This window comes from Cryobacterium sinapicolor (assembly GCF_004403465.1).
Lineage (GTDB): Bacteria > Actinomycetota > Actinomycetes > Actinomycetales > Microbacteriaceae > Cryobacterium > Cryobacterium sinapicolor.
Window position 1 is genome coordinate 1 of the sequence record NZ_SOGQ01000091.1, and the last position, 12,523, is coordinate 12,523.

The following is a 12,523-nucleotide window of genomic DNA, read 5'->3' on the forward strand; positions in this document are numbered from 1 at the left end:
CTTCGGAAAAGACTTGATCGGTCTTTCCAAGAATCACGCGGTGGCCGCCTCACATCGGTGCAACACGCCCATCAGGGCCGGGGGTTACACCACGCTATTGGACGCAACCTCGCCTTGATCCTCCGTACCATTACCGGTACTCCTTCCACCACGTGGCCCTCACATGGTGGAAAGAGTTTTTCAGGTGGCTCTCAACCACGCCAACTGTGGATCCGAATGACCCGTTTCGTGGTTAGAGGAGGTGGCTCTGACCCGCACCACACATGGCTCCCCTGGAAGCGAATATTCAAAAAGCATGGCCGGCGGAAGCCCGAAGCCCGTTGGGTTCGGCTCCGCGATCCTCAAGGTCGTCGACGCGAAGACCGCGCCCCGCCGCGTATTCTTTGGCGAACAGTCAACTCAGGCTGTGCCGTACATGTACCAGCAGCGCTTGGCCGAGTGGGCGCCCGTTTCCCGCGAAGCCGAAGGTAAGTAGCGCCCGGCGAGAGAGGACGAGAACCGCGCCTGTGCCTGATAGTCCTATTGGACTCTTTAGTCAGGAGGTCGCTGAGCGCACCGCGATTGCGAGGTGAGGGTTCTCAACTGCCACGCCTTCATCGTGAATTCTGATCTCGGATGCAAGAGGCGTGGCTTCGGCATGCCGGCGGCCATACAGATCTCAGTCTTACGCTACTCAAGAAACCTACGAACCGTCGGCTGCCGACGATCACTTGACGGCCTCGCTCACGAGGACGATGCGGTCCGCGCTCCAATCGAGATCATCTGGAATTCGCTGGAAGAGGACGCAGCTCATGTTCAGGTCTCCCTGCACCGGAACGATGTCGGCGGTGTGGTCGGCGTGACCCCTCGACGTCCTCGAATCGGGCGTCAGGCAGGGCTCGAGCAGGCTGGCATGCCCGACATTGCCCACGTCCGAGCGATTTGTATCACGCTTTCTGGCCGCCGTACTTTAGGCCGAGCCAAGCGAAGCTTCGAGCGCGATCGCCTCTCTAACTCGCCCCACGATCTTCTTGCGCGCTTCCTGGCCGACAGTTGTCGGGAGTAAGGGGTACACGTGGAATTGGCCATCGTGCTGGATGAACTCGACGTCAACACCAGCCTTCACGGCCTTCTCGGCGTAGAGCCGATCATCGGGGTTGAGGATGTCGCGAGTCCCTGAGAAGAGCGTGATGGGCCCGAGCCCCTCCATGGTTCCATTGATGGGACTGACGATCGGGTTGCTTACGTCGAGACTGTCCTTCCATAGGTTGATAAATACCCGCGAGCCGTTGGTTCCGAGCCAGGGGTCGGTAGGTTGAACGGTCGCGATTGCGGGGTTCTTCAGTGAAAGATCAACCGCTGGGGAGATGGCTATAGTCCGGGGTAGCGTGAGGCCGTGGCGATCCCGAAGCTGTAGGACGGTCGACAGAACGATCTGCCCACCTGCGGAGTCCCCGGCGAGGACAGTGGGCCCATACGTCCGGGTGGAGATCAGGGCTGTGGCGGCAACGTTGTCCACGACTTGCTGCGCCGTCCCGAATGGGACTAGGGGATAGATGATCACTTGGACGGTGGTTTTGGCTTCGGCGGCTATTTGGGCGCTTAGCTGCCAGTGCTGGAGTGAGATTTCGTTGACCCACCCGCCACCGTGGACATAAATTACAGTGCCTTGAGCAGGGGCGTTGCGGGGTGCAACTGTGTAGATGGGCCATCCCGCATCATCTCGTGCCGCCGAAATTATGACGTCAGCTCTGAGCCGTCGAGGAGGCCCATAGGAAGCGGGGCGGAGGGTTCGTTCACGAAGGCGACGACGGGCCCCGGCTTCTGTGACGAAGGAAGCATTCGCCATCGTCGCGCGCAGGAGGGCCGGTATGGCACGGTCGGGCAGGATCATGCGGCAGGGCTCCGTGTTCGCAATAGGCTATGTGGCTGCTACCGAGATTTCGGACAGCGGAAATAAGAAGACACTTACGCCGCCAGAAAGCGCTGGGGCCGCCTGGCGGGCATTCTTACTGCTTATGGCTCCGGAAAGTACATATGGGCGCTTTCGACGAACCGGTGGGTTAGTGGCGGCTGATCTGAGCGATTTTATCGGGATTTACAATTATGGCGATTTCGGCGACGTGGCCGTTGTAAATGCTGAGGTCGATGATGCCAACAGTTTTCAGGCCTTCGTAGATGACAAGTCCTGAGCGGCCGTTGATGAATGTGGGGAGGATCTCTAGCGAGTGTCGCAGTTGTTGTTGACGGTTGAGGACGCCGAGGAGATATTGAGCGACGTGGGGTGCGCCCGTGATGGGGCGCCGTGCGACGGTGATGGCGGATCCACCGTCGGCGCGGGCGATGACGTTGGGGTCAAGGACACCGGCGAGGGCCGAGATATCGCCGTCCAAACAAGCTCGGGCGAACGCGTCGACGACCCGGTTTCGTTCGTCACCTTGCACTTCAAATCGTCGATGAGAACGAATGTTGCGTCGGGCGGTGCTGGCGAGTTGTCGGCAGGCGTCGGGTTGCCGACCAACTATGACCGCTATTTCGGCGAAAGACACTTGGAACACATCGTGAAGGATGAGGCTGACCCGCTCGGGCGGTGTTAAATGCTCCATCGCTATCAATAACGCCATGCTGACAGATTCGTCCAGCGAGATTGCGTCGGCGGGATCCATGTTCAGGGGGCGACCGTGTGCGGGCATTGCGGTTGCGTCGAGGAGGGGTTCGGGGAGCCAAATCCCGTGGTAGCCCTCCCGGCGGGCGCGGGCGGTGCCCAGTTCATCTAGGCAAATCCTGCTGATGACACGCGTAAGCCAAGCAACTGGTTCACGGATCGCTGAACGCTGCTCCGGGGCGAGGCCGGCCCACCGTGCGAGCCCCTCCTGGAGGGCGTCTTCAGTGTCGTGTATCGAGCCCAGCATCCGGTACGCTACTCCGAACAGTCGTTTATATTCGATGGTTCCTCGCGCGAAAGTGGGGTCGCCGGCAGGTGCTGACGAGGTCTCCTTCGGTCGATTCATCGGGCCACAGTGGTTTGTTTGGTGCGCTTCGGACCCTTAGGCGTGAAGTAGGAATTTGGCTTCGTGATCTCCTTTTGTGGGCCGGATACGACCATTCTGCAAATCGATTCCTTGATGGTCGCACCCAATTTTCCGGCGATGTGCATGTGGCGGGGGGTGTCGTCCGCCCGCACGAACTGGATATATCCGGCCTTTCGACCCAGGCTGAAGCACTGGATGAGGTAGCCAACCGAAAGTGCGGTCGGACGCGTGCCGCGCAGCCGCGCGAGTGCTGTGTCTGCCGCCTGACCACCGAGGGGAATCGCGGCGGCGCAACTCATACGCAAGTGTGCCCCAACCGTATCCGGGGTCTTGATGGCATCACCGCCGCCGATGATGTCGGGGTAGTCGAGCGCTTGCAAGTGCTCGTCCACGCGGAGCCGACCGGCGGAATCGACGGCAAGACCGCTGACCTTGGCGAGTTCGGGGACTCTGAACGAGGCGGCCCAAATGGTGACGTCGCTGGGTACCGTTGTACCGTCGGCCAGTTCGACGCCGGCAGCGGTGACCTTTTCGACGCGCGCATCATCCCGGACATCAATTTTAAGGCGCCGCAATGTCTTTTCGATATCGCGGCGTGCTTTGGGAAGCATGAACTGCAGGACAGGCCCGCTGGAGAGAAGCGTCACGGACGCGTCCGTGCGCTGTTCAGATATTTCTGATGCCACCTCGACGCCCGTTGCACCACCACCGACGACAACCACGCGGATACCGGCCTGGCTGGAAGCGATAGCGGCGCGGGCTCGGAGGGCACCCTCCAGATCACCAAGGGGATATGAATGTTCGAGCACACCTGGGATGTTCTGGGCTGTCGAACTGCCTACTGCGTAGATGAGAGTCGAGTAGGAGATTTCGACAAGACCATCAGGTGTTACGACATCAACGGCTTTTTGATCCGGATCGATATACGCAACTGTCCCGACCAGGACCCGCACCTTCGGGTGCAGCATCTCTGCCAACGATCGACTTACCGTAGACACAGTGCCAGCCGCGAGTTCGTGCAACCGAATCCGCTCCACAAATTTTGGAAGAGGATTGATCATCAACACCTCAACTCCCAGGGCCTCCTCAGCCGTCAATGAAGCGCAGAACCGATTAGCCGCGGTTACTCCAGCATAACCAGCGCCGACTACGACCAAATTTGTTGTTGCGGATGACATTTTTCTCCTCGAATGTGTGCGCCGAATGCCCTACAAAAATACTGACGAGAGAAGACGAACAAACGTGAGGCTAAGCCCGGAACCAATGCATGCAAACCAATCTGGGCACCCAAGGAGTGGGGTGACCCGGTCTTTTCGGACGGGGTCCTTGGTTTCATTTTAGGCGGCGAGTGTGAGTTTGATGAGGCGTTCGGCGGGTGTTGAGTAGCCGAGGTCATCGACGAGGCGGTGATCCTCCCCGAACTCGCCGCCGCCTAGACGAGAACCACTAACCTCACGGTGTTGAGAAACTCCACCACTCAGCGGTACGTGACCGAAACGAGCGTCGGTGATGGATACCGTAGATTGACCCTAAAGCTGAAGGACAGCGTTACCACTATGCGCCACATCGCTCGACGAAATCGTGAACGCCTTGGCTTGAGTTGTCACGTCGGCAGTGCGCGATTGCGTTGTTGAATTCACGGCGGACAGCAGCAGTCACGTTGGGTAGGTACGTTTCTTCCAGCTGCAGGTCGAGTTGATGCCAACTGCGGGTACTCCTGGGCCCGACGCTCAAGGTGCTGTCTGCGTGCCTCAAGTTCCCTTGTCGCCGCTTGCTCCCTGGCCCGGTTCAGTCGCAGGAATGAGCTTTCATCGAAAAACATGGTGCCCGTCGTCCTCTCTTCGCGCGCTCAGCGCGCAGTTGCGACGCGGCGAAACTGGTTGCCACGTCGGTCCTAATTAACTTACATCGTAAACTTATTATGTCAACACTTCAGGCATACGCCGTAAGTATTATCAACTGCGCAACTGCAGTTCGTCCTTTCAGGCACGACAAATGGGCTTTGTGATGGCGTTCGGTGCGTTCTTTCTCGTATCGGAACTCCTCAGGTGAGCGATCGCGCGTTCAGTCCAGCGCAAGCAGCACAGTGAGCGCAGCGAGCACAGTGCAAAGCGGCGCCATGGTCCACCTTTCCGGAAGCGACCGAGATATGCCGTTCATGATGATGCCGATTATGAAGTATGCGGCGAGCACCCAGATTGCGATGTCGGTGAATTCCGGCCACGGGATGATGGCGATGAGCTGGCCGTCTTGCAGAACTACCAGGGCGAAGACCACGTACAGGGCGATTGATGTTGCGCTGCCGATGCGCTTGCCAATGGGCAGAATCCGATCCTGACCTCCCCAGGCGAACTGGCCAATAGGTGCACCGGCGATCAGCGCGGCTTGGAACACGACCAACGCCCACATCAGCACGCAGAATATGATCGCACTCATCGCAGCAGTGTCCGCCCAGACCGGGCTGCTCACCGTAAAGCCGCCGCCGACGCAGTCGGCACTCGAGCGAATCCACCGAGCGCTAACACCAGCGTGAGCACGAACAGCACCAGGGTGAAGGGTGCCCAGCCGAAGCGTTCCCACGGGCTGAACGAGGCGAGATTCATCAGCACCCCGATTGCAAGGTACCCCACGAGTACCCAGGTGCCCCAACGGCTCAGGCCACGGGGAACGGGCGAGATAGCGAAGCCGCCGCGGGCTAGAACGATCAGGGTGGCGAATGTCCAGATGGCCGCGCTCACGCCACTCACGACCCGCAGTTCGCCCGGAAGTTGTCCAGGGTTTGCTCCTCCAAGAGCCGCCTCACCGAAGGGTGCGCCCAGCATGAGCGATAGCTGGAAGGCGACAACGATCAGAAAACCGAGTGCTGCAACAGCTGCAGTCCTCCGGCGCACAGGGCGCTGCGTGCCTGCGCCGCGCTGGTCGACGCCCTGGGTTGGCTTGATGGTCATGGTCGCTCCTCTGTGAATGTTGCATGTGGTCGGGGTTGGGCTTTTTGAGCGGCAAGGCTCTCGATGGCGCGGAGCGCCTCATCTGCCCAGGCGATGGATGCCGTGGCCCCGTGCTCACCGGCCGAGATGGTCAGAAGGATGTATGGGGCGTCGTCGTCGAGGTCGGTGTCCTTCGCGAGGTCATTCCGCGCGTCCTGCATGTGAGCGAGTTGGGATTCCGCCTGGGCACGCGCGCTGAGGACCAGTTCGCGGCAGGCCTCTGGTCCGAGTTGACGCCCGAAGAATAGTCGGAGCATGAGGCCGTTTCGAGGCTTCGGTTGCTGTGGCTCGCCGGCCAGTAGTTCTCGCAAGCGGGCGGTGCCCTGGTCGGTGATGGCAAACGGGGAAGAGCGAGAGTCGCCCGTATCGAGACGCTCAATCATTGCCAGCCGCTCAAATTCCGCGAGCGCCGGATAGATCTGGCCGAAGCTCTCAGACCAAAAGTGCCCAAGGGTCTCCCGAATTTGCTCTCGCACGGCGTATCCGGTCATCGGCGCAATGCTCAGCGCGCCGAGAACGGCCATTTGAGTCTGTTCTGAACTAGCCAAAGCTAACCACCTCTTTATCTTGTAGATATAACTATAAGATATGTTTGCGGTTAGTCAAGCCCTCTATTCCATCGCACCTGAGCGCGTCGATCCGATTCCGACAAGAACGCGTGATTGCCTGTTGTCTTCAGGCGCTAGCTTGTTCTGATTTTCGCCCGGTCGTTGAGGCCCCGATGTGGCGCGAACAGGCACGCCCTCGCCTTGCCTGCCGAATAGGCTCAGCCCTCTGCGGCGTTGCCGTCGGCGCTCTCGAACCAGTGCGTAAGCCTGGTGTCGAATCCCTGGTCTGGATCTTTCAGGCCTGCACGCCACCGGGGTGCGAAGGCAGAGGGACGACGGTCCGGCCATTCACGCGACGAGGTTTGAGGCGTACGCGCGAATCGCCGATCTCGGGAGCACCGACGAGCTCATCGAGTGGCACCCGATATGCCTGGGCGAGCGGCAACAGCAGTTCGAGGCTGGGGCGGCGCTGGCCGTTCTCCAAGCGCGACAGCGTGCTCGTCAAAATCCTCGTCCTTTCCGACAGATTGGTCAGCGTGGTCCCCGCTGAGACCGCAGTCGCTTAAGTTGCGGCCCCACCGCGTCGAGTGCCGTGGCGATGATGCTGGTAACTTCCATGGCCCCATTCCACCGCAGCCGTCCCGGGCAGCAACATACTTTGCTCGGTGCGGTGCGGTGCGGTGCGAGGACAGAGGGTTGAGGAATGAACGAATACGACGTCTTGGTAGTCGGTGGCGGGGCAGCCGGCCTGACCGCAGCCATGGTGCTGCTCCGCGCTCGACGGTTGGTGGCGGTAGTGGATGCAGGTGCGCCGCGCAATGCCCCCGCTGCCGCGATGCGCGGCTTCCTGTCCCGCGACGGCATGTCGCCGCGAGACCTGGTCACGGTCTGCCGGGGCGAGGTCGCTGGATGCGGCGGCACCCTGGTCGACGGCACCGTCGCCAGCGCACGACCGGGATTTCACGCGCGCCTTGCCGACGGCACCGAACTCTGGGCCCGCAGGATCCTGGTGGCAACGGGCCTCCGCGATGAGGTTCCGGACATTCCCGGTGTCCGGGAACGCTGGGGCCGGGACCTGCTGCACTGCCGTACTGCCACGGCCACAAGGTGCGCGACCAGCCCCTTGGAGTGCTCGGCGGAGGCGCCGAAGCAGTCCAGCACGCCCTCCTCATCCCGCCAATGGTCACCTGACGTGATCCTGTTCACCAACGGAGACGCTGTGAATCCCGATCAGCGTGAGTTGCTGAATACACGAGGTGTCAGCGTCATCACCGGTTCCGTCGCCCGGCTGGTGGTCGCCGACGATCGACTTTTCGGAGTGGAGCTGGCAGATGGCGTCGTAATGCCGCGCACGGCGGTGTTCGTGCGTCCCCGATTCGTCCCGAACTCCGACTTGTTGGCAACTCTCGGTTGCGACACGGATGCGAGCGGCTGGGTCACCCACGACACGGCGGGCCGCACCTCAGTTGCTGGCGTGCGCGCCGCCGGCGCCACTTCTCGATCGGGCATGTCGCACCAGTGGACTTCGAGATGCAATACTCGTCACAGGCCGCAGAGATCCAACTCGCCGCTTAACCCGTGTCCACTCTCCGGGGTCAAGGCCACTCACCGCGTTGATCCTCCTGCTGGCCACAGTCTTCGACGGTGTTCCGATCGTGCTCCGCACGTTCATTCTCGTCACGTCGCGGTCCCGATAGTGGTCTACGGCATCATGCCTCAGTGGGTGGAGGGCGCACGTCTCCCTATTGGGACTCGATGCGCATCGAATCGAGCCCGTCGAGGATGAGGTCGAGCCCGATCAGGAACTCGTCGGAGTAACGGTAGCCCGGCTTGAGCACGTGGTCGGCTGTCAGCTCGGCGAGATACGGGTAGTCACTGGCCGGTAGCTGCGCCAGAAGGATTGCCGCCATCGCGGCGGTCTCCTCCGGTGTGGTGAATGGGAGGCTCTTCTCTTGCATGGCGAACCCGTAGATGTAGCTGTCGACCGCGGAAAACGCGTGCGCCGCGGCCGCGATGGAGAACCCGCCGTTGCGAAACGTGCCGATTACTCGATCGTGGTTCCGGAGGGTGGCCGTGCCCGGGTTCGTGCCGGAGTCTCTCGCGGTCGTCGCCCACGGGTGCCGGACGAGCACGTCATGAAACGAGATCGAGCGCTTGCGGATCGCGGTGCGCCAGTCGTCGCTGTGAGACGGCAACTTGATCTCGCCGAACACCATATCTGCCATGCCGTTGAGCAGGTCTTCCTTGTTCGCGACATGGTTGTAGACCGACATCGCCTCAACATTCAGCTCGTCACCGAGCCGCCGCATGGTGAGAGCGTCGAGCCCTCCGGCATCAGCGAGTGCGATCGCGGCTCCAATCACTCGTTCTTTGTTCAGTCGAACCCGAGGCTCTGACGTCGATTTGCGCGGTGGTGTCATTTCACTCTCCGAACGGTCTCTAGTGGCAAACCTCACTACGTACATATCGCCTGCTCAGGCTTCGCATACGTGATGTCAGCGCCTGCGAGGGGATGAAGCAAGGACGCCGATGATGGCGCCCAGATTTCTCGCGACCGCAACCCGGAGTCATCGGTCGGCAGCGATTGTGATGACCGCACTTCCGATCTTGTGGCCTGTTTCGACGTGGCGGTGGGCGTCGGCGGCCTCACCCATGCGGTGGGTGCTGCCGATCACAGGTACCAGTTTCCCCGCCTCGACGAGTTCTGCGAGAAATGCGAGGTTTTTGCCATCTGAGCGGGTTTAGCGAGCCCCGTGAACACGATTGCTGCCTTCTTCCGCCCCACCTTCGATGTCCACAAAATCCGCAATAGCACGGCAAATGATGGAACGGTCGTCAGATACAATCAGTCCCGCTTCAGTGCTCGCCTGCTGCGGGTGAAAGAGCTTTTTGCGACCGCGTCGAAGATGACGTCGTAGGTGTCGTAGGTGTCGTAGGTGTCGGTGTAGTCCCGTCTCGTGTAGTCGATTACGTGGTCGGCCCCGAGGGACGTAACGAGCGCCACGTTTGATGTGCTGCATACGGCAGTGACCGTGGCGCCGTAGCGCTTGGCGAGTTGCATCGCGGCCGTGCCGACAGCTCCGGAGGCGCCGTTGATAAGAATGGACTGGCCGCTCCGGAGGCGCGCTCCATCGCGGAGGAACGGCAACGCCGTGATGGATCCGTCAAAGACGGCGACGGCCTCCTCGTCACTCAGGTTGCCCGGCTTCGCCGCGATTACCCCGTCTTCCTGCACGACGACATACTCAGCGTAGGCACCGAAGTTGGTCACGTTGACGCCGGAAACGCGGTCACCAACTTGGAACTCAACTACGGAGCTGCCCACTGCCTCAATTTCGCCAGAAAAATTGGTGCCGAGGATGGGCCATTTCGGTTTGCGCAGGCCGAAGTACATCCGCGTCAGAGCGGAGCCCGCCCTCGCCTCGCACATCGCGGAAGTCACCACTTAGGCGCGGTTTAGTACAAGCACTTCGTTGTCGCCGGGAACCGGCTTTGCCAGGTCTTCGATGCGCAGCGATTCGGGTGCGCCGTAGCTGCTGGAGACGATTGCCTTCATGATGTCGATCCTTCTGTTGGGTAGTTCGTTGGGACACTACTCGTACCGGAGCGCATCGATGGGGTTCTGCCGTGAGGCGCGTCGTGCGATTTGAGGGGCAGGACTTATGCGCTGAGGTGGATGACGCGTTTGGCAGCGCCTGAACTCTGGCAGAACCACTTCGATGTCAGGGTGTAGGGCGTCACGCTCTCCACTGGACGTCAGTTGCCATCGACATTCAGTGTCTTTCGCCGGGACTGAAGGCGTTTGCTCCTGCTGCAGCAGAGAGGCGATATTCGATCTGCATTGGCGTCCGAGTATTTCCCTAGCTGAGTCAATAGCGTGGTTGTTGAGTAGGTTGTGAAGGTGTCCAATGAAGAACCTCGCTGGCCAATCTTCCTATTCGAACAGGACGGCTTTCCGGTTGCAGTGCCGACGTCCGATTTGCTGACGGCGGCGTATGAGATGAATAGGTGGGACGAAGTATTGGTTGCTTTTGATTCTGAAGGCCGAGAACTTTTCCTCGAAGGAAAGCCCACTGATTTCAGTGTTGAATTGGCTGATGATCCGAATCTGGAGATTCGTGGCGCGTCGCCTCATCGGGTAGCGCTGTTCTGACGACCCGGTGTGTTATCTCGTGACATCGTGGACACTGAATCTCACCACTTCGGGGACGCTGGGTCTCATGGCTTCGTGCACAGCTACCGCCCCGACTCATCGAGCACCGCGGGGAGGTCGCTCTGGAGCTTGGCAAACTGTGTCCGATACTCCGCGTTCTCGCGTTCCCGGGGCTTCGTCGGGTGGGTCACGCCGACGCCCTGGATCGAGTACGAGGCGACGTATCGGCCTCGAACGTTGAGCGCGACCATCGGTAGCGGGAACGAGAAAACGATCTCGGCGGTGACAGGGTCGGTGAGGAGAAACGCAGTCTCGGTGATTGTCCGGTAGACCCTGCGGTCGGCGAACGTTGTTGGCAGGGACACGTGGTAGCCCTGAAAGTAGACCTGCCGGTTCGCTCTGGTGACTTCCACGAGGGACTGGTCCGCGGTCTGGGGCCGCGCGGTGTCGTCGGGCATGACCTGCCCGGTCTTGGAGATCGTCAACGACGCCCGGTGAAGCTCTGAATGTCGTCGCTTGCGAGCCTGCCGGTACTCGGAGGCTTTCGCTTCTAGCACCGACAGTGGGATCGGCTCGGTCGCTGGCGTGTGTTCGAGCGAATCCCACGCCGCCCGCGGGGTGGCCTGGTTGAGGGCTTGATGCTGTCGGCGGTTGTTGTAGTGCTCCCGGAACCGCTGGATCCGGACACGGAGCTGCTCGAGAGTTACCGGCTGGTCGGAGTCGAGGTAACGGATCAGGGTCTGGTGGGATCTCTCGTTCTTCCCCTGGGTGGTGGGTTTGCCCGGCAGCCCGCTGATCGGCATGGTCCCCTTGGATGCCAGGAAAATCTCCACCGAGCCGATCGTGCCGGCGCGCAGCTGGTTGAACGCCAACGAGTTATCCGACCACCCGTCATCGGACGGGATCAACACGGTGTGCCCGTCCTCGATGATCGTGGCCAAAACCTGCCGGAACTCCGCACTCTCCAGGCGGGGCAGGACACGCTCACGCAGCACGACCACGTAAACGTCCTCGCAGGTCCCTCCGAGGACCAGGTCAAGGGCGGCGACGGCGCCTTGATCGGCGATTAGGGACCCGGCCATTGCGTCGCCGGGCTCGCACACGATCATCCACAGAATCCGGGCCAGACGTTCAACGCTGAAACCGTGTTCCTGGGACAGTTCAGTCAGGGTGGCAGTCATGGCGGCCGGCGACCTGGTTTCTGGCCACTTCCCGGCTGATCGTTGACGGCGCCCGGCCCAGAGCCGCCGCGATGCGGCGCACCCCGTGACCCCGGGCGAGCTGGAACCCGATCTCCTCTCGCTCTCGCTCTCGCAACGACAAGAGTCCGACACGGGCAACACTGAAATCCTGAACCGGTGATGGCAGCACCTTCTGATGCTCGCTTAACCACCGATACCCAGTCGGACGCGACACCCCAGCAGCCTGCGCCGCGACGGCCACCGATAGCCCCGCGTCCACCCCCTCCCAGAACGACAAACGGACACTCAAAGGCGACAACGGTCGAGCCATCGAAACACCCCACAGATTTCAGGGTGTTGCTCTCACCAACTGAACTCGCCCACCTTCCGAGTGCATCATTTCAGCGTTATGCGAGGGGACGGCAGCGATCACTCACCGATATTTGTGATTGTTTCCAAAAGGGAGATCCGTCTAGGTACCACAACGGACTTAGACCGCTTACCGTTCTACGCCAACGGAGTGGGGGCTCTAGCTGTACTTCCCATTGACGTTGTGAACGCGGTCGATGGGTGATTTGCCGCCGATGCCGGTATGGGGCCTGTGGTGATTGTAGCTATGGATCCAGTCTTGGTATGCGTCGGC

At 60.9% G+C, this 12,523-nt stretch carries 15 protein-coding genes and 2 pseudogenes; 3 read left to right on the forward strand and 14 right to left on the reverse strand.

The features are described 5' to 3' along the window. Positions 1-295 precede the first annotated feature (295 nt). Positions 296-475 carry an SDR family oxidoreductase gene (locus tag E3T28_RS16095; RefSeq protein ID WP_198417219.1) on the forward strand — a complete coding sequence of 60 codons (180 nt, stop codon included), beginning with the start codon at positions 296-298 and terminating at the stop codon, positions 473-475. Between the two features lie 231 nt (positions 476-706). Here E3T28_RS16095 and E3T28_RS16100 read toward each other — a convergent pair whose 3' ends face one another. The 8 genes from E3T28_RS16100 to E3T28_RS17490 all read right to left on the reverse strand — a co-directional run bounded on the left by E3T28_RS16100 (position 707) and on the right by E3T28_RS17490 (position 7,051). Further along, on the reverse strand, positions 707-910 hold the full coding sequence (locus E3T28_RS16100; RefSeq protein ID WP_134433196.1) for a hypothetical protein: 204 nt from the start codon (positions 908-910) through the stop codon (positions 707-709). A gap of 39 nt (positions 911-949) precedes the next feature. Further along, a complete protein-coding gene (locus E3T28_RS16105) occupies positions 950-1,873 on the reverse strand; it encodes an alpha/beta hydrolase fold domain-containing protein (protein WP_134433198.1) in 924 nt (307 codons plus the stop codon). 169 nt (positions 1,874-2,042) lie between these two features. Continuing rightward, positions 2,043-2,990: a sigma factor gene (locus E3T28_RS16110; RefSeq protein WP_134433200.1), complete on the reverse strand. Its 948-nt coding sequence runs from the start codon at positions 2,988-2,990 to the stop codon at positions 2,043-2,045. Continuing rightward, positions 2,987-4,189 (reverse strand): NAD(P)/FAD-dependent oxidoreductase, encoded by a 1,203-nt coding sequence (locus E3T28_RS16115; protein ID WP_134433202.1) that lies wholly within the window; start codon positions 4,187-4,189, stop codon positions 2,987-2,989. Before E3T28_RS16115 ends, E3T28_RS16110 begins: the two co-directional genes overlap by 4 nt. Positions 4,190-5,075: 886 nt before the next feature. Continuing rightward, entirely contained in the window at positions 5,076-5,447 is a 372-nt protein-coding gene (locus tag E3T28_RS16120; protein ID WP_134433204.1) for a hypothetical protein, read from the reverse strand. A 29-nt stretch (positions 5,448-5,476) separates the two neighbouring features. Continuing rightward, positions 5,477-5,959, reverse strand: coding sequence for a hypothetical protein (locus tag E3T28_RS16125; protein WP_134433206.1), 483 nt, complete (start codon positions 5,957-5,959; stop codon positions 5,477-5,479). Continuing rightward, positions 5,956-6,522, reverse strand: coding sequence for a PadR family transcriptional regulator (locus E3T28_RS16130; protein WP_198417220.1), 567 nt, complete (start codon positions 6,520-6,522; stop codon positions 5,956-5,958). The genes E3T28_RS16125 and E3T28_RS16130 overlap by 4 nt, the downstream gene beginning before the upstream one ends. Before the next feature lie 319 nt (positions 6,523-6,841). After that, positions 6,842-7,051, reverse strand: coding sequence for a helix-turn-helix domain-containing protein (locus E3T28_RS17490; RefSeq protein WP_241979401.1), 210 nt, complete (start codon positions 7,049-7,051; stop codon positions 6,842-6,844). Positions 7,052-7,249: 198 nt separating this feature from the next. On the opposite strand from E3T28_RS17490, the gene E3T28_RS16140 reads away from it, so the two are divergent. Further along, positions 7,250-8,332 carry an NAD(P)/FAD-dependent oxidoreductase gene (locus E3T28_RS16140; RefSeq protein ID WP_198417221.1) on the forward strand — a complete coding sequence of 361 codons (1,083 nt, stop codon included), beginning with the start codon at positions 7,250-7,252 and terminating at the stop codon, positions 8,330-8,332. Here E3T28_RS16140 and E3T28_RS16145 read toward each other — a convergent pair. The 3 genes and pseudogenes from E3T28_RS16145 to E3T28_RS17610 form a co-directional block, all read right to left on the reverse strand. Then, entirely contained in the window at positions 8,289-8,909 is a 621-nt protein-coding gene (locus E3T28_RS16145; RefSeq protein ID WP_241979402.1) for a TetR/AcrR family transcriptional regulator C-terminal domain-containing protein, read from the reverse strand. The two genes, E3T28_RS16140 and E3T28_RS16145, sit on opposite strands and share 44 nt — an antisense overlap. Before the next feature lie 204 nt (positions 8,910-9,113). Beyond that, positions 9,114-9,266: pseudogene (locus E3T28_RS17835) on the reverse strand (zinc-binding dehydrogenase); the annotation flags it as partial. A gap of 125 nt (positions 9,267-9,391) precedes the next feature. Further along, the gene (locus tag E3T28_RS17610) at positions 9,392-9,976 is read right to left on the reverse strand and encodes an NAD(P)-dependent alcohol dehydrogenase (protein ID WP_338145410.1); all 585 of its coding nucleotides are present in this window, start codon (positions 9,974-9,976) and stop codon (positions 9,392-9,394) included. A gap of 471 nt (positions 9,977-10,447) precedes the next feature. On the opposite strand from E3T28_RS17610, the gene E3T28_RS16160 reads away from it, so the two are divergent. After that, positions 10,448-10,699: a hypothetical protein gene (locus E3T28_RS16160; RefSeq protein ID WP_134433214.1), complete on the forward strand. Its 252-nt coding sequence runs from the start codon at positions 10,448-10,450 to the stop codon at positions 10,697-10,699. Positions 10,700-10,782: 83 nt separating this feature from the next. Here the strand turns inward: E3T28_RS16160 and E3T28_RS16165 are convergent, their stop codons facing one another. The 3 genes and pseudogenes from E3T28_RS16165 to E3T28_RS16175 all read right to left on the reverse strand — a co-directional run. After that, complete coding sequence (locus tag E3T28_RS16165) at positions 10,783-11,880, reverse strand: integrase core domain-containing protein (RefSeq protein ID WP_134433216.1); 1,098 nt, start codon at positions 11,878-11,880, stop codon at positions 10,783-10,785. Further along, positions 11,879-12,211: pseudogene (locus E3T28_RS16170) on the reverse strand (helix-turn-helix domain-containing protein); the annotation flags it as partial. The gene E3T28_RS16165 and the pseudogene E3T28_RS16170, both read right to left, overlap by 2 nt. Before the next feature lie 198 nt (positions 12,212-12,409). Next, positions 12,410-12,523 (reverse strand): integrase core domain-containing protein (locus E3T28_RS16175; protein WP_166787074.1); only part of this gene is annotated, 114 nt, incomplete at its 5' end.